At 64.7% G+C, this 23935-nt stretch carries 21 protein-coding genes; 14 read left to right on the forward strand and 7 right to left on the reverse strand.

Features of this window, described 5'->3' with window-relative positions:
* Positions 1-80: 80 nt before the first annotated feature.
* From U4Y90_RS06865 to U4Y90_RS06890, 6 genes are all read left to right on the forward strand, one after another.
* Positions 81-1019, forward strand: a complete 939-nt coding sequence (locus U4Y90_RS06865) for a dihydrodipicolinate synthase family protein (protein ID WP_415749305.1) — start codon at positions 81-83, stop codon at positions 1017-1019.
* 362 nt (positions 1020-1381) lie between these two features.
* Positions 1382-2554: an ABC transporter substrate-binding protein gene (locus tag U4Y90_RS06870; protein WP_321793583.1), complete on the forward strand. Its 1173-nt coding sequence runs from the start codon at positions 1382-1384 to the stop codon at positions 2552-2554.
* Positions 2555-2637: 83 nt separating this feature from the next.
* Positions 2638-3714: an ABC transporter ATP-binding protein gene (locus U4Y90_RS06875; RefSeq protein ID WP_321793585.1), complete on the forward strand. Its 1077-nt coding sequence runs from the start codon at positions 2638-2640 to the stop codon at positions 3712-3714.
* A complete protein-coding gene (locus U4Y90_RS06880; protein ID WP_321793587.1) occupies positions 3711-4577 on the forward strand; it encodes a sugar ABC transporter permease in 867 nt (288 codons plus the stop codon). Before U4Y90_RS06875 ends, U4Y90_RS06880 begins: the two co-directional genes overlap by 4 nt.
* Positions 4577-5485: an ABC transporter permease gene (locus tag U4Y90_RS06885; protein ID WP_321793589.1), complete on the forward strand. Its 909-nt coding sequence runs from the start codon at positions 4577-4579 to the stop codon at positions 5483-5485. The genes U4Y90_RS06880 and U4Y90_RS06885 overlap by 1 nt, the downstream gene beginning before the upstream one ends.
* 60 nt (positions 5486-5545) lie before the next feature.
* Positions 5546-6481: an aldose epimerase gene (locus U4Y90_RS06890; protein ID WP_321793591.1), complete on the forward strand. Its 936-nt coding sequence runs from the start codon at positions 5546-5548 to the stop codon at positions 6479-6481.
* A 123-nt stretch (positions 6482-6604) separates the two neighbouring features.
* On the opposite strand, the gene U4Y90_RS06895 is transcribed toward U4Y90_RS06890, so the two are convergent.
* Complete coding sequence (locus U4Y90_RS06895) at positions 6605-7057, reverse strand: histidine kinase (protein ID WP_321793593.1); 453 nt, start codon at positions 7055-7057, stop codon at positions 6605-6607.
* 195 nt (positions 7058-7252) lie between these two features.
* On the opposite strand from U4Y90_RS06895, the gene U4Y90_RS06900 reads away from it, so the two are divergent.
* Positions 7253-7948 carry a response regulator transcription factor gene (locus U4Y90_RS06900; RefSeq protein WP_321793595.1) on the forward strand — a complete coding sequence of 232 codons (696 nt, stop codon included), beginning with the start codon at positions 7253-7255 and terminating at the stop codon, positions 7946-7948.
* A 164-nt stretch (positions 7949-8112) separates the two neighbouring features.
* A complete protein-coding gene (locus U4Y90_RS06905) occupies positions 8113-8625 on the forward strand; it encodes a hypothetical protein (RefSeq protein WP_321793597.1) in 513 nt (170 codons plus the stop codon).
* Between the two features lie 15 nt (positions 8626-8640).
* On the opposite strand, the gene U4Y90_RS06910 is transcribed toward U4Y90_RS06905, so the two are convergent.
* Entirely contained in the window at positions 8641-8997 is a 357-nt protein-coding gene (locus U4Y90_RS06910) for a hypothetical protein (protein ID WP_321793599.1), read from the reverse strand.
* A gap of 399 nt (positions 8998-9396) precedes the next feature.
* Between U4Y90_RS06910 and mprF the strand changes: the two genes are divergently transcribed.
* Positions 9397-11991, forward strand: a complete 2595-nt coding sequence (mprF, locus tag U4Y90_RS06915; protein ID WP_321793601.1) for a bifunctional lysylphosphatidylglycerol flippase/synthetase MprF — start codon at positions 9397-9399, stop codon at positions 11989-11991.
* Positions 11988-13283, forward strand: coding sequence for a virulence factor family protein (locus U4Y90_RS06920; protein ID WP_321793603.1), 1296 nt, complete (start codon positions 11988-11990; stop codon positions 13281-13283). Before mprF ends, U4Y90_RS06920 begins: the two co-directional genes overlap by 4 nt.
* A gap of 86 nt (positions 13284-13369) precedes the next feature.
* Here U4Y90_RS06920 and U4Y90_RS06925 read toward each other — a convergent pair whose 3' ends face one another.
* Positions 13370-13879 (reverse strand): DUF1993 domain-containing protein, encoded by a 510-nt coding sequence (locus tag U4Y90_RS06925; RefSeq protein ID WP_321793604.1) that lies wholly within the window; start codon positions 13877-13879, stop codon positions 13370-13372.
* Between the two features lie 93 nt (positions 13880-13972).
* Positions 13973-14158 carry an oxidoreductase-like domain-containing protein gene (locus U4Y90_RS06930; RefSeq protein WP_321793606.1) on the reverse strand — a complete coding sequence of 62 codons (186 nt, stop codon included), beginning with the start codon at positions 14156-14158 and terminating at the stop codon, positions 13973-13975.
* A 140-nt stretch (positions 14159-14298) separates the two neighbouring features.
* Here U4Y90_RS06930 and U4Y90_RS06935 point away from each other — a divergent pair, with 140 nt between their 5' ends.
* From U4Y90_RS06935 to U4Y90_RS06945, 3 genes are all read left to right on the forward strand, one after another.
* A complete protein-coding gene (locus tag U4Y90_RS06935; protein WP_321793607.1) occupies positions 14299-16773 on the forward strand; it encodes a penicillin acylase family protein in 2475 nt (824 codons plus the stop codon).
* Between the two features lie 95 nt (positions 16774-16868).
* Positions 16869-18338, forward strand: a complete 1470-nt coding sequence (locus tag U4Y90_RS06940) for a M20 family metallopeptidase (RefSeq protein ID WP_321793609.1) — start codon at positions 16869-16871, stop codon at positions 18336-18338.
* Positions 18339-18520: 182 nt separating this feature from the next.
* Positions 18521-19630, forward strand: a complete 1110-nt coding sequence (locus U4Y90_RS06945; RefSeq protein WP_321793611.1) for a malate/lactate/ureidoglycolate dehydrogenase — start codon at positions 18521-18523, stop codon at positions 19628-19630.
* Between the two features lie 56 nt (positions 19631-19686).
* Here the strand turns inward: U4Y90_RS06945 and U4Y90_RS06950 are convergent, their stop codons facing one another.
* Entirely contained in the window at positions 19687-20583 is an 897-nt protein-coding gene (locus U4Y90_RS06950; protein ID WP_321793613.1) for an NAD-dependent epimerase/dehydratase family protein, read from the reverse strand.
* A gap of 137 nt (positions 20584-20720) precedes the next feature.
* Between U4Y90_RS06950 and U4Y90_RS06955 the strand changes: the two genes are divergently transcribed.
* The gene (locus tag U4Y90_RS06955; RefSeq protein WP_321793615.1) at positions 20721-21113 is read left to right on the forward strand and encodes a RidA family protein; all 393 of its coding nucleotides are present in this window, start codon (positions 20721-20723) and stop codon (positions 21111-21113) included.
* A 3-nt stretch (positions 21114-21116) separates the two neighbouring features.
* Here the strand turns inward: U4Y90_RS06955 and U4Y90_RS06960 are convergent, their stop codons facing one another.
* Both U4Y90_RS06960 and U4Y90_RS06965 read right to left on the reverse strand, forming a co-directional pair.
* Positions 21117-22814: an acid phosphatase gene (locus U4Y90_RS06960; RefSeq protein ID WP_321793617.1), complete on the reverse strand. Its 1698-nt coding sequence runs from the start codon at positions 22812-22814 to the stop codon at positions 21117-21119.
* A gap of 255 nt (positions 22815-23069) precedes the next feature.
* Positions 23070-23864 carry a sulfite exporter TauE/SafE family protein gene (locus tag U4Y90_RS06965; protein WP_321793619.1) on the reverse strand — a complete coding sequence of 265 codons (795 nt, stop codon included), beginning with the start codon at positions 23862-23864 and terminating at the stop codon, positions 23070-23072.
* Between the last annotated feature and the right edge of the window lie 71 nt (positions 23865-23935).

Consider the following 23935-nt stretch of genomic DNA (forward strand, 5'->3'; position numbering starts at 1 on the left):
CCGTCGAGTGCCAAGTTGTTTGACAACTTTGAATGGTGTTGATACCTTCTGCCGACCATCCGTCGATCCTGCGAGGCGTCGTGAACACCCATCCCATCACCGTCAGCGAGTTTTCCGAATCCGTAATGGCCGTGCCGCCCCTGGCTCGGCGCGCGGACTACTCCCTCAATCCTGAAGAAAATCGCAGGCTGATCGCCCATATCGAGGCGGGCGGCGTGCGTACGCTGCTCTACGGCGGCAATGCGAATCTCTACCACGTCGCCGTCAGCGAGTTCCGCGAGTTGCTTGACATGTTGTCGTCGCTCGCGGGTCCGCAGACGCGCGTGATACCCGCCATCGGGCCGGACTACGGCAAGATGCTCGATCAGGCGCGCATCCTCGCGCAGACCGACTACCGCACCGCGATGATCCTGCCGCTTTCGGGCTTCACGACGCCCGAAGGCGTTGCGACCGGCCTCAGACGTCTCGCCGATGTGGCCGGCATGCCGTTCACCCTCTATATCAAGAGCGAAAGCTACATCGACGTCGATACGCTCGCTCAGCTCATCGACGACGGCACTTTGCTGGCAGTGAAGTACGCGATCGTGCGCGCCGATCCGGCCGAAGACGACTATCTGCGGCGTCTGCTCGACAGCGTGCCGGCATCGAAAGTCGTGTCGGGCATGGGCGAACGCCCAGCGCTGATTCATACGCGCGACTTCGGCCTCGCGTCGTGGACGACCGGTTCCGGATGCATCGCGCCGCACGCCGTGACGGCGCTGCTGCGTGCCGCGAAAGCGGGCGCCCTGCGTGAAGCCGGTACGCTCCATGAGCGCTTTCTGCCGCTCGAAACGCTTCGTGACGACATCTCGCTGATCCGCGTCTTGCATGATGCCGTGACGCTATCCGGAATTGCGGACATGGGCCCGATCCTGCCGCTTCTGAGCACATCGCCCGATTTCGCCATCGCGGCCATTGCGCGGGAAGCACGTGCGCTTCTGGCATTCGACGAATCCATTCTCAAAGGGCTTGTGGTCTGACACGCCTCATTCGGGGGAAACGCGCGGGAAACCTGCAGGAAACCACAGTTAACTTCCGGTTAAAAAGGGAGGTAACGAGCGCTCGGGGTATATCCCGAGTTAGCTTGCAAAGCGCTGTCGGCTGAGGAAAAAGGCGCTTGCGCTGTTTCGGTAACAGCGCTCACAAGATCCGATTTGCTTGACATCCTATAACCCCGTTAGCTATTTTTCAGCATCCAATCGCATCGAGGGCGCACGCGCACAGAAACACGCGAGAACCAGAACCAAACACAAACAGGCCGGCGATCGACACAATCGACAAACATCGAAGATACGACCGGACCTCTTCCCGAACGTGGTTGCGAGAGAAGTGAGGAGACGACATGGCTTTCAAGGCAGGACTGTCAGTGAAACTGGCGGCGGTTTGCGTCGCCGTTGGCGCGGCTTTCGGCGCGAGCGCGGCACGCGCGGCCGATCCCGTATCGATCAATATCGTCGATGTCGCGGGCAATCTGCAACTGACGCAAAAGGGCTTCGAGGCGTTCAAGGCGAAGTACCCGGACCTCGTGTCGAGCATCACGTTCACGAACGCGCCCGCGCCGCAACTGCCGGGCAAGATCAAGGCGATGCAGGCGGCGGGACGCTCGGACATCGACCTTGTCGTGACCGGCACCGACGCACTCGCGGCCGGCATCCAGCAAGGCCTGTGGGAGAAGCTGCTGCCCGATAACGCGAAGGCGTTCCCCGGCGTGCTCGACAAGTACGCGCCCGGCCCGCGCAAGATGCAGGACATCGCGCAGGGCTACGGTCTCGAAGTGACCTACATGCCGGCAGGTCCGCTGCTCGAATACAACCCGGCGAAGGTCACGGACGTGCCGAAGACGCCGGATCAGTTGCTCGCGTGGTGCAAGGCGCATCCGAACAAGCTGATCTATGCGCGCCCGGCGAACTCCGGCCCCGGCCGCACCTTCCTGATGGGCCTGCCGTACGTGCTCGGCGACAAGGACCCGATGGACCCGATCAACGGCTGGGACAAGACCTGGGCATTCCTCAAGCAGCTCAACGACTGCATTCCGTACTACCCGGGCGGCACTTCCGCCGTCATGAAGGAACTGGGTGAAGGCACGCGCGACATGACCGTCACCGTGACGGGCTGGGATATCAACCCGCGGGCGCTCGGCATCGTGCCGGCGGAATTCAAGATCGGCGCGTTCGACAACATGACCTGGGTCAACGACGCGCACTACATGGTGATTCCGAAGGGCGTGCCGAAGGAAAAGCTCGACGTGCTCTACAAGCTGATGAACTTCATGCTCGAACCGGCGCAGCAGGCGCTCACGTATGACGACGGCTACTTCTACCCGGGCCCCGCCGTGAAGGACGTGCCGCTCTCGATGGCGCCGGCGAAAAGCCAGGAAGTCATCCAGAAGTTCGGCCGGCCGGAATACGCGAAGCTCCTCGCAGACCGTCCGCACGTGCTGCCGCTCAACGCGCAGGCGATGGTCGCGGCGTTCCAGAAATGGGACCGCGAAATCGGCGCGGCGAAGACGAAGTAAGGCGGCGTACCGCTGTGTGATGAGACGGCGACGTTCCTCGCGAGGAGCGTCGCCGCTTGTACAAAAAAGCGCAGGAAAATGTCATGAAGCACACTTTTGAGCAGTTGCGCCTCGACTCGGTCTCGCGCAGCTTCACCAATGCAGAAGGCCAGCAGCTCGCGGCGTTGAAGGGTCTCGACCTGAACATCCAGCGCGGCGAATTCATCGCGCTGCTCGGGCCGTCGGGCTGCGGCAAATCGACCGCGCTGAACTGCATCGCGGGACTGCAACCGTTGACCGGCGGCGGCATCTGGCTCGACGACAAGCGTATCGACGTGCTGCCACCCGAAAAGCGCGGCTTCGGCATGGTCTTTCAGAACTACGCGCTCTTTCCGCACATGTCGGTGCTCGACAATGTCGGCTTCGGGCTGAAGATGCGCGGCGTGCCGAAGGCGGAAGCGATGAAGCGCGCGAAGGCAGCGCTGCAACTCGTGCAACTGATCGGCCACGACGGCAAGCTGCCCGGCCAGCTCTCGGGCGGCCAGCAGCAGCGTGTCGCGATCGCGCGCGCGATCGTCATCGAGCCGCCGCTCGTTCTGATGGACGAGCCGCTGTCGAACCTCGACACCAAGCTGCGCATCGAGATGCGCGCGGAAATTCGCCGCATCCACGGCAAGCTGGAGCGCGCGACCATCTACGTGACGCACGATCAGGACGAGGCGCTCTCGATGGCCGATCGCATCGTCGTGATGAAGGAGGGCGTCGTGCAGCAGGTGGCGGCGCCGAAGGAAGTCTATTCGCGGCCGAAGAACCTGCACGTCGCGCGGTTCATGGGCTTTCGCAACGTCGTGCAGGCGACGCTCGAAGGCACGCAAGGTGAAGCCGTCGCGGTGAACGCGAACGGCGTCAGGCTCCTCGGCACGTCGATGGAAGGTTTCGACAGCAAGCGTGTTTCGGTCGCGCTGCGTCCGGAGGACATGGAGCGCGCCGCGCCCGGCGCCGAGAACGCGTTCGATGCGCACGTCGAAGTCGTCGAATATGGCGGACGCGATTCGCTGATCATCGTGAATACGGCGTTCGGCAAGCTGTGGGCGCGTATCGCGGGCGAATGCAGCGAAGGCGAGCGCATCACGCTGCGGGTCGCGCCGTCGAAGACGCTCGTGTACGGAGAAGACAAATGATCGCGCTCCCTGCGCAGCAACGCGATCCGAAGGGCTGGCTCGTAGCGCCCGCGCTCATCTTCATTCTCGCGCTGTTCATCTACCCGTTCGCCTACGGGCTGATGCTGTCCTTCAATCCGATGAACGGCGGCGGCATCTGGGCGAACTACGTCACGTTCTTCACCGATTCGTCGATGTGGCCGACGATCATCGTCACGCTGAAGCTCGCCGTGCCCGCGACGATCATCAACGTCGGCGTGTCGGTGCCGGTCGCGTTCGCGTTGCGCCGCACCTCGCCGTGGCAGAAGTTCGCGACGACGCTGCTCGTCGTGCCGGTGACGCTCGGCACCGTGCTGATCGCCGATGGCATGCTGACGTACTTCAGCCCGAACGGCTGGTTCCCGCAGGCATTGCAGGCGCTTCATCTCTACAGCGATGAAGTGCGTCTCACGCACAACTACTGGGGCGTGCTGATTTCGCTGATCGTGTCGGGATTTCCGTTCGCGTTTTTGCTGACGCTGTCGTACGTGACCGGCATCGACCCGACGCTCGCGCGCGCCGCCGCGACGCTCGGCGCGAGCCCGTGGCAGCAGTTCCGTCAGATCTATCTGCCGCTGCTGTTGCCGGGACTCACGATGACCGCGTGTCTTTCGTTCGTGCAGGCGTTCTCGGTGTTTCCGTCGGCGGTACTGCTCGGCGCGCCGGCCGGCCCGACGCGCGTGATCTCCATCGCCGCATCGGAGGCCGCGTTCGAGAACTACGACTACGCGCTCGCATCGACCATCGCGATCGTGATGGGCTTCGTGCAGTTGCTCGTCGTGGGCGGCATGCTCGGCGCGCGCCGCTTCTTCTACACGGGTCCGGTGACGGGAGGCAAGGGATAATGACAACCGACAACCGCGCGGCGTCCGGCTGGCAGGCCGGCGCCCTGACTCAAAGCCCCGGCAAACAGATGAAACAGCAAGTGAGCCTGCGCGACAGGCTATGGAAGTTCTTCGTCTGGACGACGATGGGCTTCTTTCTCGTCAACGTGCTGCTGCTGATCGCGACCGTCGCCGTGAACTCGGTGGCCACGCGCTGGTTCGGCACGCTGCTGCCGCAAGGCTTCACACTGCACTGGTACGCGCAGGCGTGGAGCGATTTCCAGTTGTCGAGCGTGCTGCTCGTGACGCTCGAAGTGGTGGGCGCGGTGGTGCTGCTGTCGATCGCGCTCGGCGTGCCGGCCGCGTATGCGCTCGCCCGCGTGCAATTCCCCGGCAAGCGCTTCGCGATGCTCGTGTTCCTGCTGCCGCTGATGGTGCCGCCCGTGACCTACGGCATCCCGATGGCGACCGTCATGTACAAGTTCCATCTCGCGGGCACGCTGACCGGCGTGATCCTCGCGAATCTGGTGCCTGCGCTGCCGTTCGTCATTCTCGTGATGACGCCGTTCATCGAGCAGATCGATCCGAATCTGGAATCGGCCGCGCGCATTTTCGGCGCGAACACGCTGCGCTACTTCCGCTACGTGCTGCTGCCGCTGCTCGTGCCCGGCATGCTGGCGGCCGGGCTGCTCGTGCTGGTGCGCACCATCGGCATGTTCGAGCTGACCTTCTTCACCGCTGGGCCGACGACCCAGACGCTCGTCGTCGCGCTGTACTACGCGGTGTTTTCGACGGGCGTGCGCGCGCCGCAATCCATCGACGCGATGGCGATGATCTACATGGCCATCACGATGGTCTGGGTGCTGATCGCGCTCCAGTTCGTGAGCCCGACGCAGCTCGTGTCGCGCGTGAAGGAACAGAAGCAGTGATGTTCGCCCGTGCCGCCGCGCACGGGCTTTTTTTCATGTCGAAGTCGTGCCGCAAGCAAAGTGACGAAACTCCGTGAAGTCGTAGAACTGAAGGCCGAGCCGCGCCTCTGCATTTCCAGCGGGCCGCATGTGATCGAAATCGCGCCGATGGCGGGCGGGCGCATCACGCGCTTCGCCACGCGGGACGCGCGCGGCATGCACGACTGGCTCGCGCCGGTGACGGTCGCGAGCTGGCCGTGCGATGCGTGGCCCAAGGGCGGCTGCTATCCGCTCGCGCCCTATTCGAATCGCGTGCGCGATGCGCGCTTTCCCGCGCCCGACGGTTCCCTCGTCGAACTGGCGACGTTTCCGGGCATGGCGCACGCATTGCACGGCTTCGGCCAGTTCGCGGCCTGGAGCGTCGAGCTTCTGGAGGCGGATTGCGTCGTGCTGCGCTATGTGCACGGCGAGGGCGAGCACGGTTGGCCGTGGGCGTTCGAGGCCGTGCAACTGATCGAGGCGAACGCGCAGGGCGCGCGGCTGTCGATGCGAATCGCGAACCGGTCGTCGAGCCCGATGCCGGTCGGCCTCGGCTTTCATCCTTATTTCGGTGCGCGGGAAGCCGAACTCCATACCACGACACACTGGCGCCACGAAGCGGAAATCGCGATCGAGCCGACCCTGGAACAGCCCGCGCGCCTGCATGAGCGCGAGCCGGAAGGCTACACGCGCTATCTGGGCGGCTGGGACGGCCGCGCGACCCTGCGCTATGCCGACGGCCGCACGCTCGAACTGATAGCCGACGACGCGCTGAGCCACGTCGTCGTGCATTGTCCGGCCGGGGCGGGCTATCTGTGCGTCGAACCGGTCTCGCACGTGAGCGACGGCTTCAACATCGCGGCACGGGGTTTGCCCGGAACCGGCGTCGCCATCATCGAGCCAGGTAGTGAAATACAGGCGTCGCTCGCGATGGCAACCGGCGCGAGCCCGGTCCGGCACGACGGCGGCGCCGCCTGACGCGCGCTTCCACGCAGGCACGCCCGCGCAGCGCCGAAAGTCGCGACGCATGCGCCGGCAACGTGCGCCCGACGACGAGGCAAGCATCCCTATTCATGGCGGCACCTCCTTCCAGTGTGCGCGTCAGCGCGTGAGCGGCATCGAAAAGAACGATTCGACGAGATCGACGATGCGCCAGGTCGCGCAAGGCCGGCGGCAGTGCGCGTCGAAGCCGGCTTCTTTCAGCGTCTGCACCGGATCGGCCGGCCAGACGTTGCTCATCGCGACGAGAAGACGACCGGTGAGATCGGCGTCCATGCGCAGCGTGCGCAGAAAGACATAGCCGGATTCGTTGTCGAGACGCGTGTCGAGCAGCAGCGCGTGCGGCTGCCAGCTGTTCACCAGTGCGCGCACGGATTTAAGATCCTGCGAAAGGATGACCTGCAAGCCTTTGAGCCGAAGTTGCACGGCGAGCGAATCGCCGACCGACTTGTCCGTGTGGGCAATCAGCACACGGCGCGCGGCATCGCCGGCGCGGGCCCGCTTGATACGCCACAACGCGAATTCGCTTTCGTTGTCGGCCAGACGGCTTGACATCTCATCCTCCATGCTCGTATCGGGTTACGTGGTTGAATCGACTGCGGCCAGTTTCGACCGAACGTGCTGGTCGATAAACCCGGCACGGGAGGGGAAGCGGAGGATTTTGGGGGACTGCCGAATGTATCCCTGCGAAAGGGGGGTGGAACTCGCACGAGGCGCGCGTAATATCGGAACGGTTCTCGGAGCGTCGCAATGGAAAATGGCTATTTCAAAAATGTGTTGCTAGTAGAGGACGAAGGGCTCACCAGGAGCGCCATGAAAAGCCTCATCCTGGCGAACGAGCCTTTGCTCGAAATCGACGAAGCCGATGGATTCGAGCAGGCGAAAGCCAAGCTTTCCGCCAATACCTACGATCTGATGTTCCTCGACTATCACCTGCGCGGCCAAGACACGGGCATGGATCTGCTCAACTGGATCCGCGAGGAAGAGCGCGAAATCCAGACGATCATGCTCTCGGCGCAGGATGACCGCGACACCGTGCTCGAATGCATCAAGAACGGCGCGTGCGGGTTCATCTCCAAGGGAAGCGAGCAGGGCGCGAGCGTGTTCCGCGAAGCGCTGAAAACGATTCTCAACGGGCGCGTCTACCTGCCGAACACCGTGCTCGGCAAGGGCGGCCACAGTCCGAAGCCGGTTTCGCCGCACGCGGGCGTGACGATCGAATCGCTCGATCTGCCGCCGCGGCTCACGGAGACGCTGCGTTACCTGCTGCAAGGGCTGTCGAACAAGGCGATCGCGCGCAAGATGAACATCAGCGAAAACACCGCCAAGGAATATTCGAGCGATCTGCTCGCGCGTTTTCACGTCACACGGCGAACGTTCCTGATCGTCGAAATGGCGCGGCGCGGGATCGAAATGCCGATGAGCAACACGTCGTCGGCTTCCTGAGCGTAGGTTTCATTTTTCTTCTTCGACGCGGGCGCACCCGAAAGGGCGTCCGCGTCGCCGCATCTGCGGCGACTTTTTTCATCGTTCCGAGGAATATGCCCGGGGATGGTAAGGTATAGCCCCGAGCCAATTTCGAGATAAGGTCAGCGCAGGTGATTCGCAGGATGACGTTCATAAAAGTGCAAGGCGCCGGCACGGCATTCACGGTGACAGCGGCGCTGCTTCTCGGCGCATGTGCGCCGCTTCCGCAGCAAAACGACGCCGACGCAGCCGCGGCGGCATCGGCCGCACAAGCGGCGCAGGCGCCGGTCAAGGCACCCGCGTCTGCGACGCCGCCGGGCGAGCAGCGCATCATGGTCGGCACCGCGAATGGCTACCATCTGATGCTCAAGACGACGCCGCCATCGCAAGTCTGCGACAGCGACGCGTTCGCCGACGGCGTGCGCTATGGCTACGCGCTGACCTGGAACCGGCTCGTGAGCGAAGACGTGCGCAACGGCGGCAAGGCCAAGCGCAAATTCGACGCATCGGTCGTCCATTCCCAGGACGATCAATACAAGATCCAGTGGGACGGCAAGGAACGCGTCAACGCGTGCGCGTCGGACGGCTATTTGATCGGGCGCGTGGTCGGCACGCATCTGGCCGGCGTCGACATGCACAACGGCAAGCCTTCCTGACCGCGAAAACGGGGATCAATCGCAGGTGTGCGTGGCCGTTACGTAGCGGCTCGCCGCCGCGATATCGCCGTAAATCGTGTAGCCCGTGCCGCTGGCCGACGCCTGGGCGATGACGAGCACCACCGACTGGCTCGTCAGACCGCCGCTCGGCACGGACACGGCCAGCGTATCGGAGCTCGGCGAGTATTCGCGCACGCGCGGCGCGATCGGGGTCCATTTTTCCTTGACGCAACGGATGAAGTCGTAAGGTTTGTATTGCGACGTGCCGGACCCGAACGGCACGGTCTTGAGCAGGGCGTCGTCGGTCGAAACGCACGCGCTGAGGAAGGACGCGCCGATCGCGGCGAACAAGATTGCTGTGGTTTTTCTCATGATTCCGATGCCTTTTTCTGTAATATCCGCTTAAGCTACCGTCCCGTGTTCATTCGATGCCAGCAGCCTTCGCGGCGTCGATCCTAACCGCTTCCCTGACATATCGTAAAGCCGCGCGACCGCTCGTTCGTGCCGCTCGTGCCGTTCGGGAATCCGCGCCAGATCTGAACGCAAGCTTTCGATCCGTAGTTTTCCCAATATTGATCAAGTCGGGTCAACCGCCGCCGTTATATAGGCGTTTCACGCAGTAAAGCCTTTTGTATGGCGCGAGCGCGGGCGGCGGGAGCCGAAATGGCGCTCTCCGACTGCGCGAAGTGCGCGGATCCCGATAATCGTGATGTATCGTTGCCGCCGTCAATTTCTTGACGACCGGCAGCGTGAGCCAGTTTGATAGAACGCATGTCTCGCACAAAGTTGCTCGCCCGGCTTCGCGCCATCTCCCCGATCGGACGTTCGTCCGGGGGCGTCGATCTTCAGCGGCTCGCCGCGCCCGCGCTCACGATCGTCATTTGCGTGCTGCTGCTGGTCGTCTTCCAGCATCTCTCGCGCTCGGTCGATTACAAATCGGTGATGCATTCGCTGCGGATGATGACGGCGCAAGCCTGGATCGCCGCGCTTTTCGCCACCGCGCTCAGCTTTGCCGCGCTCGTCGGGCGCGACGCGGTGGGACTGCGCCACATCGGCGTCGCGGTGCCGCGCTCGCTGCTTTGGGTCGGCGCGACGGTCGGCTCGGCGCTCGGCAACGTGACGGGCTTCGGTGCGCTGACGGGCGGCGCCGTGCGCTGCCGCGTTTATGGCGCGGCCGAGGTCACGCCCGCGCAGGTCGGCCGCCTGACCATCTTCACCAGCATTACGCTTGCGCTGTCGCTCGCTTTCATGGCCGCCGCCGGCATGCTGTTCGGCGCGGGCACGCTCTCCGGCATGATGCATCTGCCGCCGACCGCGTTGCGCGCGACCGGCGCGGCGCTGCTCATCGTGTTCGCCGCGATGGTCATGGCCTGCGGTCGCGAGCCGCGCACTTTGCGCTCGCGCTGGAAGTGGCTGTCGTTCACCGTGCCGGCACGCCGCGATTTCGTCGCGCAGAGCGTGCTCGCGGTCGTCGACGTGTTCGGCGCCGGCCTCGCGCTCTGGGCGCTTCTGCCGCACCCGCAAGTCGGTTTCGGCGAATTCATGACGGTCTTTTCGGCAGCGATGCTGCTCGGCATGATCGGCCATACGCCCGGCGGCGTCGGCGTGTTCGAAGCCGCGATGGTGTTCGCGCTCGGCGGCAGCGTCGAGACGCCGGACGTGCTCGCCGCGCTGCTCGCGTATCGTGCCATCTACTTCGGCCTGCCGCTGATCCTTTCGGCCGGCGTGATGGCCGCTTTCGAAGGCCGTGCGCTGAAGGGCCGGTTCAACTTTCTGAGCCCGCGTCACGTTTCGCAACTCGCGCCGGTGTTCCTGTCGATCGTCACCTTCGCGTCGGGCTCCATGCTCGTCATCTCGGGCGCGACACCCGCGTTCAAGATGCGGATCGCGCTCCTCCAGACCATCGTCCCGTTGTGGGTGCTCGAAAGCTCGCAACTGCTCGGCTCCGTGCTCGGCGTGCTGCTGCTCTTCGTCGCGCGCGGCCTGATGCGCCGGCTCGACGCAGCCTGGTGGCTCGCGCTGGCGCTCGCGGTCGCGAACCTTGCGCTGTCGCTCGCCAAGGGTCTCGCGTTCGTCGAAGTCGGCGTGCTCGCGTTCCTCGTCGTGCTGCTCGTCCTGACGCGCGAGCGCTTCAACCGCCGTTCATCGCTCTTCGCCGAGCGCTTCACCGCGACGTGGCTCATTTCGATCGGCGTCGTGTTGGCGCTCGCCGTGTGGATCATGTTCTTCGCATTCCGCGACGTGGCGTACAGCCGCGATCTCTGGTGGCAATTCGCGTTCGACGAGCGCGCGCCGCGCGCGCTGCGCGCGACACTCGCGGCTGCGGTGTTCGCCGCGGCGTTCGCCGTATGGCAATTGCTGCGTCCGGCGGCAGGCCGCTTCGTGAAACCCGCGCCGCAGGATCTCGCCGATGCCGCGCGCATCTTCCGCGCGCAGGAACGCAGCGACGCCGGCCTCGCGATGATGGGCGACAAGAGCTTTCTGTTCTCCGAGTCGCGCGAAGCGTTCCTGATGTACGCGAAGCACGGCCGCACATGGGCCGCGCTGCACGATCCGGTCGGTCCGCGCAGCGAATGGGCCGAACTGATCCGCAAGTTCGTCGAGCTCGCGCATGCCCACAATGGCCGCGCGGCGTTCTATCAGGTGCGCGCCGACGCGCTGCCGCTCTACCTCGACGCCGGTCTCACGCTGATGAAGCTCGGCGAGGAGGCGCATGTCGCGCTGTCCGAGTTCGACCTGAAGGGCTCGCATCGCTCGCATTTGCGTTACGCGCTGAAGCGCGGCGAGCGCGACGGCTTCGATACCGAAGTCATCGGGCCGGAACACATCGCCGAAAGCATGCCGATGCTGCGCGCCATCTCCGACGATTGGCTCGAAAGCCGCTCCGCGCGCGAGAAGAGCTTCTCGGTCGCCGCGTTCAACGAGGAATATCTCGCGGCGCAGTCGGTGCTGCTCGTGCGCCAGCAGGGCGAGCCGGTCGCGTTCGTCACCTTCATGACGACCGACATGAACACCGAAGCGACCGTCGGCGTGATGCGCCATGTTTCCGCTGCGTCGCCTTACGCGATGGAGTACCTCTTCACCAAGCTAGCGCTGCATCTGAAGGAAGCAGGGTTCAAGTCGCTGTCGCTCGGCATCGCGCCGTTGTCGGGCATGGAGCCGACGCCGCTCGCGTCGCACTGGCATCGACTGGCCGGACTCGTGTGGCGCTTCGGCGGCCGTTTCTACAACTTCCGCGGTCTGCGCGGATTCAAGAGCAAGTTCCAGCCGCGCTGGGAGCCGCGATATCTCGCGGCCTCCGGCTCGGTCGGCGTATTTTTTACTTTGGCGGATCTTTCGCTCCTCGCGGGCGGCTGGCGTTCATGAAATTCATTTGCAAGAAAGCGGCGGCGCTGGTAATGGCCGCCGTCTGTGGTGTGTCCGCGGCCGGTATGGCGCATGCCGCCGAGTCGATTTCCGGCGGACGTTACGGTCAGGTCACGCTCACGAAGCCCACCGGCGACATGACCGGCTTCGTCGTGCTGTTCTCCGAGAAAAGCGGCTGGACCAAGGCGGATCAGCAAGCCGCCGATGCGCTCGCCGCCAAGGGCGCGATGGTCGTCGGTGTCGATACGCCGCGCTACGCCGCGCGCCTCGCTGCCGACAAGACCGAAAAGTCCTGCCACAACCTCGTCGGCGATGCGGAGAACATGAGCCATCAGCTCGAACGCACCGTGCAGTCGAATCACTATTTTTCGCCGATTCTCGTCGGCACGGGGCAGGGCGCAATCGTCGCGGAAAGCTCGTTGAAGCAGGCGCCGGATAACACGGTCGCGGGTGCGGTGTCGCTTGCGGCTGACCCGATGCTCGACGCACGTTTCAATCCGTGCGCGCCGGATTCGACCATCATCCACGCGAAGGGCTTGCCAGGCTTCTTCGAGTACACGGCCGTGCTCGAAGCGGGCCGCTCGAAAGCCGACGCGCTCGTCGCGATGACCGCGCCGCACCTGAAAAAGCCAGCGCCTCCGACCGACAGCGACGTCTCCGATCTCCCGCTGATCGAACTACGCGCCGCGCAACCGACCGATCTGCTCGCCATCGTCATTTCCGGCGACGGCGGCTGGCGCGATCTCGACAAGACGATGGCGCTCGCGCTACAGCGCGACGGCGTCTCGGTGATCGGCATCGACTCGCTGCGCTACTTCTGGAGCGAGAAGTCGCCGCAGCAAACCGCCGACGACCTCGCCCGCGTGATCCGCGCGTACAACGCGCGCTGGCATACGAGCCATGTCGCGCTCGTTGGCTATTCGTTCGGCGCGGACGTGATGCCGTTCGCGTATAACCGTCTGCCGGACGCGGTGCGTGCGCAGGTGTCGTATATCTCGCTGATGGGCTTCGCGCCCGACGCCGACTTCCAGATTCGCGTGACCGGCTGGCTCGGCATGAAGGCGAGCGAAAAGGCCCTGAAGGTGCGGCCGGAATTCAACAAGCTGCCGCCCGCGATGGTGCAGTGCATCTACGGCGAGAACGAAGAGGACACGCTCTGTCCCGCGCTCACGAAGACCGGTATCGAAGTGGTGAAGCTGCCGGGCGATCACCACTTCGGCGGCGATTACGATGCGCTCGCCCGACGAATTCTCGCAGGCTGGCGCAAGCAGATCGCGGCGCGACAGAATTGAACGGCTGACCGGCGCGGGCAGTCCGATGTCGGGCTGAATCGCGCGGCGCGCGCTCGACCGTCGAGCGCGCGTCGCGGCTTACGCCGTTAATTGAGCGGCCCGAGAAAGTCCCGCTTGCCGATCGGCACGCCGAGATGGCGCAGGATGTCGTGCGTCGTGACGACGTGAAAGTAGAAATTCGGCAGCCCGAAGCCGAACAGATAGTCGTCGCCCGAAAACGACGGTGAGAAATCCGGAAACTTCAGCGTGACCGTGCGCGTTTCGCAACCGGCGAACGACGCCTTGTCGATGCTCTTCAGAAACGCGATCGTCTTCTCGATGCGCGCCTGCAATGCCGGAAAACTGTCTTCGTCGTCCGCGAAGCGCGGCGCTTCGACGCCCGACAGACGCGCCGCCGACGATTTCGCCGTATCGCTCGCGCGCTGGATCTGCGCGGCGAGCGGCAGCATGTCGGGCGCGAGGCGCGCGTTGATCATATCGGCGTGCGCGAGGCCTTTTTCATCGGCGAAGGCGGCGCCTTTCTTCAGCAGATCCGCGCAGACTTCGAGCCCGCGAATGAAGACAGGGATCGATGCGCGATACATCGTGAGAGACATGGACTTGCGCTCCTTGAGGTTCTGGTTTCGACAGCGACAGGGCAGACAAGCATAGCGCCGCGCGCGCTTGCCTGCCGAATCGACGGGACCGGCTCACGCGCCGGACTGCCCCGCATGCCGCGCCTCCCACGCCCGGAGTTCGGCCGCGTAGCGCTCGAGCGCCTCCTGATACAGATCGAAGACGCACGGTTGGCAGCCGCTCTGGCAGCATTCTTCCGGCAGCGGACGCTCGGGCGGCATCGGACGGGGATCGCCGAGATGGCTGGATGGATCGGTCATCGCTTCATTGTGCATCGGCTTCGCCGAGCGGGCGCGAGCGGCTAGACTTTGGCGGCGTATCGTGCTTCGCGCGATGCGATACTGCGCGCGGGGCGGTACTGCCCCCGTCATCACGTCGATCGGACCGAGGGACTCACGCGATGAATCAGATCGTAAGCAGTGCGATCTCCGGCGCGCTCGCGAGCGCGTTGCTGGCTGGCTGCGTCGCACCGGAAGGAGGGCCGGGCGGTCCCGGGCAAACAAATGCGGGCGCGCAAAGCGCCTGGAGCGCCGAAATCCGCCGCACCCAGGACGGCATTCCGCATATTCGCGCGGCCGACTGGGGCAGCCTCGGCTTCGGTTTCGGCTACGCGCAGGCGCAAGACAACCTCTGCACGCTCGCCGACGGCTTCGTCACCTATCGCGGCGAGCGCTCGGCATGGTTCGGCCCGGACGCACACCCGCCGTCCGCCGCGACCTTCGGCCAGCCGCGTAACATCGACGCCGATTTCTTCTTTCGTCTGATCGGCGATCAGGCGGCGGTCGACCGTTACCGCTCGGCGCAATCCCCGGAACTGCGCGATTTGATCGACGGCTTCGCAAACGGCTACGACCGCTATCTCGCCGATCTGAACGACGGCAATTTCCCGGAGGCGCATGCGGCGTGCCGAGGCAAGCCGTGGGTGGAAAAGATCAGCGCAGACGATATTTACCTGCGCCTGATCGCCGCCAATCTGGCGGGTGGCTCGGCGCGCTTCGTTACGCCGATCGCGATGGCGCATCCGCCGAAACCGGCCGCAACCGCGCCGCGCGGCGACCGCGAGACGCCCGCCGCGCAAACCGCGCAAACCGCGCTCGACTCGTTGCGGTTTGCGATCGGCGAGCATCCGGGCATCGGCAGCAATGCACTGGCGTTCGGCGCGCCAGTCACGCGCGACAAACGCAGCATCCTGTTCGGCAATCCGCACTGGTTCTGGCGCGGCCCCGATCGCTTCTATCAGGCTCAACTGACGATTCCGGGCCAGGTCAACGTCGCGGGCGTGTCGTTTCTCGGCGTGCCGCTGATCGTGCTCGGATTCAACGAGAACATCGCGTGGACGCATACGGTGTCGAGCGCGCGACGCTTCGGCATTTTCCAGCTGGCGCTCGATCCCGCCGATCCGACGCGCTATCTCGTCGATGGCCAGAGCGAAGCGATGACGCCCGTGCCGCTCACCGTGCGCTCGCTCCGCTCCGATGGCACTTACGAATCGGTGTCGCGCACGCTGTACAGAACGCGCTTCGGGCCGGTCGTCGATCTGTCGGCGATGGCGCAAGGCCTCGGCTGGAACGCGCAACGCGCCTACGCGATCGCCGACGTGAACAGCGATAACACGCGCGCGTTTCAGAATTTCTTCGCGTGGAATCAGGCGCGCTCGCTCATCGACTTCATGGCGATCCAGAAGCGCTACGCCGGCATGCCGTGGGTCAACACCTTCGCGATCGGGCGCGGCGACGATCGCGTCTGGTTCGCCGATATCGGTCCGATCCCGAACGTGCCCGACGCGCTCGCGCAGGCGTGCACGACACCGGCCGGCCGCGCGTTCGCGGCCCGCGTGCCGGGCGTGCCGTTCCTCGACGGCTCGAAGAGCGCATGCGCGTGGACCGTCGATGCATCGAGCGTGCAGCCGGGCGCGCTCCCCGTCGCGCAATTACCGAACACGGTGCGCGGCGACTACGTCGGCAATTTCAACGACAGCTACTGGCTCACCAACGCGAACGCGCCGATGTCGGGCTATCCGCGGATTGCGGGTGCGACGCGCGTCGAGCAGTCGCTGCGCACGCGCTATGGCCATCTGCTCGCCGCGCGCCTGCAACGCGAGCGCGGCGGCGTCACGCGCGAGGCGGTCGAATCGGCCGTGCTGGAGACCCATTCGATGTCCGAGCGGCTGTTTCGCAAGCCGCTGCTCGACGCGGTGTGCACGGTCGACGAAGCGGTCGGCCCGCTGCACGAAGCCTGCGAAGTCCTGCGCAACTGGAACGGCACGGCCGATATCGACGCGCGCGGCGCGAACCTCTGGGACGAGTTCTGGCTGCGCACGATGCGCATCGCGCCGGAGCGCCTGTACGAGTCCGGCTTCGATCCGAACAAGCCGCTCGCGAGCCCGGCGGACTTCAACGTCGACAATCCCGCCGTCGTTCAGGACTTGCGTCAGGCGCTCGGCGGCGCTGCGCTCGCGCTGAAGCTGAACGGCTTCGCGCTCGATTCGCGGCGCGGCGACATCCTCTACACGACGCGCAACGGCGCGCGCGTGCCGCTCTACGGCGGCTGCGATGAAGCGGGGTACTTCACCATCGTCTGCGCGCGGCGTCCGCTCGATGCGAAGGGGTACCCGATGGACATCAGCGGCCAGGGCGACAGCTACGTGCAGGTGGTGACCTTCGGCGAAAACGGCGTGGAAGCCGACACGATGCTGTCGCATTCCGAATCGGACGATCCGGCGTCGCCGCACTCGGGCGACTCGACGCGCGCGTTCGCGGCGAAACGCTGGGCGCGGTTTCCGTTCACCGAACAGGCGATCGATTCCGATCCGGCGACGACGCGTGTCGTCGTGTCGGGAACGCGCGATGGCGCAACGAGCGCGCCGGGCCGATAAAAATCACGCAAAAGGTGCATGCGCGGGCCAGTGCCAGTCGAGCCGAGGGCAAATCCCGTCTATGATGGAAGTTTGCCTCGAATGGAAACACGGTCATGACTATCGGCGACAGCACGCAACACCACGACGCGGTCCGGCTCGATTCCGCCGCGCTGCGGGATTTCGTGGATCGCAAATGGAACGACGAGATCGTTCCCGCATTGACCGACTACATCGCCGTGCCCGCGAAAAGCCCGATGTTCGATAGCGACTGGGCGCGCCACGGCTTCATCGAGCGCGTGGTCACCGATGCGGTCGACTGGATCAAAACCCAGCCGGTCAAAGGTCTGAAAGTCGAAATCGTGCGCCTGCCGGAACGGACGCCGGTCATTTTTTTCGAAGCGCCCGCCACGCGTTCGGGCAGCGCCGAAACGGTCGTGCTGTACGGGCATCTGGACAAGCAGCCGGAGTTCGAAGGCTGGCGCAGCGACCTGGGCCCGTGGACGCCGAAGCTCGAAGACGGCAAGCTCTACGGCCGCGGCGGCGCCGACGACGGCTACGCCACCTACGCCAGCATCACCGCGCTCGCGGCGCTCGATGCACAGGGCGTCGAACGTCCGCGCTGCGTGGGCATCATCGAGACGTGCGAGGAATCGGGCAGCTACGATCTCTTGCCCTACATCGATGCGTTGCGCGACCGGCTCGGCGATGTCGGCCTCGTGATCTGCCTCGATTCCGGCGCGGGCAATTACGATCAACTCTGGCTGACCACATCCTTGCGCGGTCTCGTCGCGGGCGATCTTGAAGTGCAGGTGCTGGACGAGGGCATTCACTCGGGCGGTTACGGCGGCATCGCGCCGTCGGCGTTTCGCATCTTGCGGCAACTGTTCGAGCGCCTCGAAGATTCGAGCAGCGGCAATCTGCTGCCGGAAGGCTTTCACTGTCCGATCCCGATGCTGCGCCGGCGCGAAGCCGAAATGACCGCGCGCATTCTCGGCGACGACGTCTGGAAGAAGCTGCCGTGGGCGTGCGGCGCGGACGGCGGCAGCGTCCTGCCGACGACGACCGATCCGCGCGAAGCGCTGCTCAATTCCACCTGGCGTCCTTCGCTCACGGTGACGGGTGCGTCAGGTCTGCCGCCGCTCGCGGACGCGGGCAATGTACTTGCGCCGCGCACGGCGTTCAAGCTGTCGCTGCGCTTGCCACCGCTCGTCGATGCGGCCAGGGCGGTCGTGCAGTTGCAGCGGCTGCTCGAAATGGATCCGCCGTACAACGCCAAAGTGACGTTCAAGCCGGAAGCGGGCGCGGCGACGGGCTGGAACGCGCCGGACCTCGCGCCGTGGCTGCGTTCGTCGCTGAACGATGCATCGAAACGACACTTCGGTGCGGATGTCGCCTATATCGGGCAGGGCGGCACGATTCCGCTGATGAATACGCTCAAGGAAGGTTTTCCGCGCTCGCAGTTCATGGTGTGCGGCGTGCTCGGTCCCAAATCGAACGCGCACGGTCCGAACGAATTCCTGCACGTGCCGTATGCAAAGAAGCTAACGGCGTCGGTGGCCGAGGTGATCGCCGCGGCGCCTTGAACTCGGTCGGTCGATCGCTGATCTCGAATAAGCCCGGCTCATCCGGGCTTTGTTTTGCCCGTCTTCAGTGATTTCGTAAAAACAAACTGGTAAGGCCAGTTGATCGTCTGTAAAGTAATAGGTCAACGCGCGTCTCAAAAAACGGAGCGCGCGAGCCATCAACTACGGAGACGATTGTCGCAATGAATGCATCCCCCACGTCGACCCTTTCCGCCGGCGAGCAGCGCATCGCTGCCGATACGCTGCACGCCTACGTCCGCGCGATCTGGGAATCCGCCGGGAGTGCGCCGCGCGAAGCGGAACTGGTCGCGGATCACCTCGTGATGTCGAATCTGTCGGGCCACGATTCGCACGGTGTCGGCATGATCCCGCGCTACGTCGCATCGCTCGGCGAAGGGCAGTTGAAGCTCAACACGCATGCCGAGATCGTGCGTGACGCGGGCGCGGTATTGACTGTCGATGGCCGCAAGGGCTTCGGTCAGGTCGTCGCCTACGAGGCGATGGAGCACGGCATCGAACGCGCGAAGAAACTCGGCGTGTGCGCGGTCGGGTTGCGCAACGCGCATCACATCGGGCGCATCGGGCATTGGGCGGAGCAGTGCGCGAATGCAGGGCTGGTGTCCTTCCACTTCGTGAACGTGGCGGGCGATCCGCTCGTCGCGCCCTTCGGCGGCATCGATCGGCGCTTCGGCACGAATCCCTTCTGCGCCGCGTATCCGCGCGACGGCAAGAGCCCGCTCGTGCTCGACTTCGCGACCGCGGGAATCGCTTACGGCAAGACGCGCGTCGCGTACAACAAGGGGGTGCAGGTGGCGCCGGGCATGCTGCTCGATCACGCAGGCAGGCCCACCATCGAGCCGAAAGTGATGCACGAGGAGCCGTTCGGCTCGCTCACGGCATTCGGTCTGCACAAAGGCTCTGGCCTTGCAGCGCTGTGTGAAATTTTCGGCGGGGCGCTCTCGGGCGGCTATACGACGCATGAGGACACGCTGGAGAAGTCGAGCGCGATCATCAATTGCATGACCTCGGTGATCGTGGACCCGAATGCGTTCGATGCACCCGCTGCGCAGGCGGAAGCCGAGGCGTTCCTCGACTGGATGAAGGCGTCGCCCCGTGCGGATGGAGTCGACGCGATCTACGCGCCGGGCGAGCCGGAAGAGGCGCGCCGGGCGGAGCGCACCGCCAACGGCATCGCGATCGATCCGACGACATGGAAGCAGATCCGCGATTCGGCGACGAAGTCGGGCATGCCGGAGGCAGAAATCGAGAAATTCGCTGGCGCGCTGAAGTAATTCGGCGACTGTCGGCGCGGCGAATTGGTCAAGCCACTTTGCCGCGCCGCCCGCGCTCAGGCGACCAGTTCCTTTTCGATCCAGTCAATCACGGACGTGCGCTTCGGCTGCCAGCCGAGCATCTCGCGCGTGCGTTTGCTGCGCACCCGGCTATTCGAGCCGAGCCCGTACGACGCCATTTCGTAGCCCCATTCCTCGATCGCTTCTTCGAGCGGCCAGTCTTCCGGTCCGCGCAAGTCGAGCGCCTTCGCCATTGCAATCGTCATGTCACGGAATTGCGCCTCGCCGCTTTCGACGAAGTAGAACGTACCCGCCGGCGACTTTTCGAGCGCGAGCCGATAGATCGCGACGACATCGTCGATATGCACGTTCGACCAGATATTCAACCCACGTCCCACATGGCGGACGATGCCGCTCTTTCGTGCCTGACGCTCCAGACGCGGCAACTGGACGCTCGATGTGTCCGGCACTGCGCCGTGGCCGTAAATCAGCGTATTGCAGAGCACGGCCGAGCGCACGCCGCGACCGGCGGCGGCGAGCACGAGATTGTCGATCGCCACGCGCGGCGCCTTGTCGGGCGTCGGTTCCGGCAGGTCGTCCTCGATATAGATTTTGTCGGATGCCTCGCCGCCCGACGCGTCGCCGACGATGCTCGAACCGCTCGTATGAAGAAACGGTTTGTTCGTGCCTTCCAGCGCGCCGATCAATGCCTCGACCGCGCCACGATGATCGCTGCTCGCCGCGTTGATGACCGCATCGGCGGCGCGTGCTTCGGCAGCGAGCAGAGCCGCGTCGTCCAGACTGCCGGTTACCGGTTCGATGTTCAGGCGTTTGAGAGCGTCGGCCTGCTCCGCGCGACGGATCAGCCCGCGCACGCGATGTCCGTCACGCGCGAGTCCTGCCGCGATCGAGCCACCGATGAAGCCGCCCGCGCCCGTGATGAAGATATTCATGTTCTTGCTCCGTTGAATGTTCAAACTGCGATGAGCGCAGTATGACCGGCTTCGACTTTCGCAAAAACGGTGATAGTCTCAAATGAACCTTGACTCGGAATCAACAATCCGGGTTTACCAACTCGACCTGAACGACGATGCCACCGATCGAACTCATCAACGCTCCCGGCCTGCCGATGCCAGCCGGGCACTACAGCCACGCGACGCGCGCGGGCAATCTCGTCTGCGTGTCCGGCCAGTTGCCGGTCCGCCCCGACGGCACACACACAGGCGACCTGCCGTTCGAAGAGCAGGCCGAACAGACCTTGTCCAATTTGCGCACCGTGCTCGAAGCAGCGGGGGCGAGCCTCGCCGATTGCATCGAAGTGACGGTGTATCTCGTCGGCGTCGAGCATTGGAAGACGTTCAACGAGATCTACGCGCGTCACTTCGGCGCGTGGAAACCGGCGCGCGCCGTCGTGCCGGTCGGCGCGCTGCACTACGGCTATTTGCTGGAGATCTCCGCGCGGGCGTGGATCGAACGCGCGTAGCCGTTACGCGAGATCGAGCGATCGAGTCAGATCGCCGAGCGGCGCCTGACCGTTCGCCGCGAACGCACGATCCCGACCCGCCACGCCGTCGAGCGGCGCGAGATCGTGCACCCGTGAGATGAAACGCAGGATCGAGTTCGTGTCATACACGGTGTGATCGACGTAACCCTTCTTCGCAAACGGCGAAATGACGAGTGCCGGGATGCGCGAACCGGGTCCCCAACGATCGCCCTTCGGCGGCGAGACGTGATCCCACCAGCCGCCGTTCTCGTCGACGGTGACTACCACCACGGTGTTCTCCCACTGCGGGCCGCGCCGGATATGCTCGATCACGTTCGAGATATGCCGGTCGCCCGACGCGATATCCGCATAGCCCGCGTGCATGTTGAGATTGCCCTGCGGCTTGTAGAACGTGACGGTCGGCAGGCGGCCCGCGTCGATATCCGCGAGCAGTTTGTTCGTCGACGGATCGTCGCCCAGGCCCGCGTCGCGCAGATGCCGGGCGCGCGCCGCCGTGCCCGGTGCGAAATTGGCAAAGTAATTGAACGGCTGGTGGTGGTACTGGAAATCGGGCACCGCGCCGGTGTCGCGATGCTCCAGCGCGTACGCCCACGCGCCGCTGTACCACGCCCAGTCGACGTTCTTGTCCGACAGACGATCACCGATGGTCGCGTAGGTCTGAGGCGGCAGCACCAGAGCGTTCGAGCGGTCCGCGTAACGCGGATCGCCGCCCTTCGGGGGCGGCACATTGCTCGGCTGGTACGGCGGGAACATGGTGTTGACCGCGTAGCCGTCGGCGGTGAGCGCGCCGTCGCGCACGAACTTCGGCGGGCCCTCGAGCGCGGATTTCGGTGAATCCGGCGCGAGCTTCAACTGCGCACCGGTGGGATCGTCGCCTTCGACGACCGCGAGCAGCTTCGCCGCCGGACTGCCTTTTACATCGGGATAAAAGGGTGCCTGCGCGGAAATCAGGAAGATATGGTTCAGCCAGGAGCCGCCGAACGCCGACATGAAGAAGTTGTCGCAGAGCGTGTATTGCTGCGCGAGCCCCCACAGCTTCAGCGTTTCCGGCGAATTCTGGTAATGGCCCATCACGAGTCCGCCCGAATCTCCCCACGCCGCGAATTGATTGTTGCGTCCCGCATTGATCTGCATCTGGTTCTGATAGAAGCGATGCACGAGATCCCGCGTGATAACGGAATTGGGTAGCGGCGCGCCTTGCGCATCCAGGATCTGAAAGGGCGCGTTGCGCAGATCGACGATTTGCTGCTCGGTGATCGCATAGCGCTTGCCGGCGACTTCCTGCGCCTGCGGTACGAGCCCGCCCCAGATTTTCGGGAGTGTGGGCATGGGCGTGACGCCATCCCGGTCGAGCTGCGTATAGCGAGCTTCGGGCACGGCCGAGAGCGGATATTGAACGCCCGGATAGTTGCCGTAGAGATTGGTGAAGCTGCGGTTTTCCGCGTAAATCACGACGATGTGCTGCACCTTCGCCGCGAGCGTACGGTCGAGCGCGATATCGGCTGCGGTTTTCGGGGTGGACGGCTTGTTATCGAACAGATTGCAGCCGCCGAGCGACAGCCCGGCGAGACCGACTCCCGCCGCGAGAAGCCGCCGCCGCGCAGGGTCCGCGGGTGCGTCGCCGGCTGGCGTATCGTTGCCGGCAGGAAGCTCGTGCTGCGGATGATCGTTTTCATTCATCGCCTGACTCCTCGTGAAATGCGGCATACGTCCGACGACGCGCACCTGCATTATCGACGCCGAAAGATGACGCGCCCATTATCCGGCGCCCCGACTTGACCGCTTCGCTGCTCGCGGATCAACTGAGTGGGGATGATGCCGCATTGGGCCGCTGCACGAAACCCGGCCGAACGGCATAGGGAAAAAACAGGAAAATCGTGCGAATCGGCCTATGTCTTTTGGCCGACTGGAAAGCGCGAACGAGCGTGACTAACATCAACTGAACACGAGCTTTACGCCGACGAGAACGAGCGTCGCGGCGAGCACGTAGCGCAGCAGCGCTTCCGGCGCCTTGCTGGACAACGCGCTGCCAATGGCAATGCCCGGAATCGAACCCACGAGGAGCGAGGCGAGCAGGGCCCAGTCGACCGAGCCGAGCATCCAGTGACCGGCGCCGGCGATCAGCGTCAGCGGCACCGCATGAGCCACGTCGGAGCCAACGATGCGCACCGTCGCGAGACGCGGATACAACAGCAGCAGCACGGTCACGCCGATCGCGCCCGCGCCCACGGAGGTGAACGACACCAGCACACCGAGAATCGCGCCGGTGAGGACCGTCCAGGCAGCGGTGCGCACGGGGTGCTCGGGGCGGCCGTGTCCTTTCTTGTACGCGAGACGTGCGAGTTGCGGCCTGAAGATCAGTGAAATAGCGGTGATGAGGAGCGCCGTGCCGAGTATCAACTGGATGAGCCGCGCGGTGCCCGGCGCCGCAATGCCGTGCTCGTGCAGGAAATAGAGTGTGATGGCCGCCGCCGGCACGCTGCCCGCCGCGAGGCGGCCGGTGATGCGCCAGTCGACTGAGCCCTTGATGCCGTGCACGAGCGTGCCGGCGGTCTTGGTCGCGGCGGCGTACAGCAGGTCGGTGCCGACGGCCGTCGCCGGATGAATGCCGAAAAGCAGGACGAGCAGCGGCGTCATCAGGGAGCCGCCGCCTACGCCCGTCAGGCCGACCAGGAAACCCACCGCGAGTCCTGAGGCAGAATAAAGTAAGTCGATATGCGGAAATGACATTGCGCGCGGAGAACCCGTCAGGCGTGGTTGGGTCGAAAAACCGTCGATGATAGCGGGTAAGCGGCTCACTT

The sequence above is a fragment of the Caballeronia sp. J97 genome (assembly GCF_905220305.1).
Lineage (GTDB): Bacteria > Pseudomonadota > Gammaproteobacteria > Burkholderiales > Burkholderiaceae > Caballeronia.

What these genes read in the sequence shown, in the direction of transcription:
- U4Y90_RS06925 (WP_321793604.1), bottom strand. Translation starts at nt 13,879, where the DNA reads ATGTCTCTCACGATGTATCGCGCATCGATCCCTGTCTTCATTCGCGGG.
- U4Y90_RS06905 (WP_321793597.1), top strand. Translation starts at nt 8,113, where the DNA reads ATGACGTTCATAAAAGTGCAAGGCGCCGGCACGGCATTCACGGTGACA.
- U4Y90_RS06930 (WP_321793606.1), bottom strand. Translation starts at nt 14,158, where the DNA reads ATGACCGATCCATCCAGCCATCTCGGCGATCCCCGTCCGATGCCGCCC.
- U4Y90_RS06870 (WP_321793583.1), top strand. Translation starts at nt 1,382, where the DNA reads ATGGCTTTCAAGGCAGGACTGTCAGTGAAACTGGCGGCGGTTTGCGTC.
- U4Y90_RS06935 (WP_321793607.1), top strand. Translation starts at nt 14,299, where the DNA reads ATGAATCAGATCGTAAGCAGTGCGATCTCCGGCGCGCTCGCGAGCGCG.
- U4Y90_RS06960 (WP_321793617.1), bottom strand. Translation starts at nt 22,814, where the DNA reads ATGAATGAAAACGATCATCCGCAGCACGAGCTTCCTGCCGGCAACGAT.
- U4Y90_RS06940 (WP_321793609.1), top strand. Translation starts at nt 16,869, where the DNA reads ATGACTATCGGCGACAGCACGCAACACCACGACGCGGTCCGGCTCGAT.
- U4Y90_RS06955 (WP_321793615.1), top strand. Translation starts at nt 20,721, where the DNA reads ATGCCACCGATCGAACTCATCAACGCTCCCGGCCTGCCGATGCCAGCC.
- U4Y90_RS06920 (WP_321793603.1), top strand. Translation starts at nt 11,988, where the DNA reads ATGAAATTCATTTGCAAGAAAGCGGCGGCGCTGGTAATGGCCGCCGTC.
- U4Y90_RS06875 (WP_321793585.1), top strand. Translation starts at nt 2,638, where the DNA reads ATGAAGCACACTTTTGAGCAGTTGCGCCTCGACTCGGTCTCGCGCAGC.
- U4Y90_RS06880 (WP_321793587.1), top strand. Translation starts at nt 3,711, where the DNA reads ATGATCGCGCTCCCTGCGCAGCAACGCGATCCGAAGGGCTGGCTCGTA.
- U4Y90_RS06965 (WP_321793619.1), bottom strand. Translation starts at nt 23,864, where the DNA reads ATGTCATTTCCGCATATCGACTTACTTTATTCTGCCTCAGGACTCGCG.
- U4Y90_RS06945 (WP_321793611.1), top strand. Translation starts at nt 18,521, where the DNA reads ATGAATGCATCCCCCACGTCGACCCTTTCCGCCGGCGAGCAGCGCATC.
- U4Y90_RS06885 (WP_321793589.1), top strand. Translation starts at nt 4,577, where the DNA reads ATGACAACCGACAACCGCGCGGCGTCCGGCTGGCAGGCCGGCGCCCTG.
- U4Y90_RS06910 (WP_321793599.1), bottom strand. Translation starts at nt 8,997, where the DNA reads ATGAGAAAAACCACAGCAATCTTGTTCGCCGCGATCGGCGCGTCCTTC.
- U4Y90_RS06900 (WP_321793595.1), top strand. Translation starts at nt 7,253, where the DNA reads ATGGAAAATGGCTATTTCAAAAATGTGTTGCTAGTAGAGGACGAAGGG.
- mprF (WP_321793601.1), top strand. Translation starts at nt 9,397, where the DNA reads ATGTCTCGCACAAAGTTGCTCGCCCGGCTTCGCGCCATCTCCCCGATC.
- U4Y90_RS06950 (WP_321793613.1), bottom strand. Translation starts at nt 20,583, where the DNA reads ATGAATATCTTCATCACGGGCGCGGGCGGCTTCATCGGTGGCTCGATC.
- U4Y90_RS06895 (WP_321793593.1), bottom strand. Translation starts at nt 7,057, where the DNA reads ATGTCAAGCCGTCTGGCCGACAACGAAAGCGAATTCGCGTTGTGGCGT.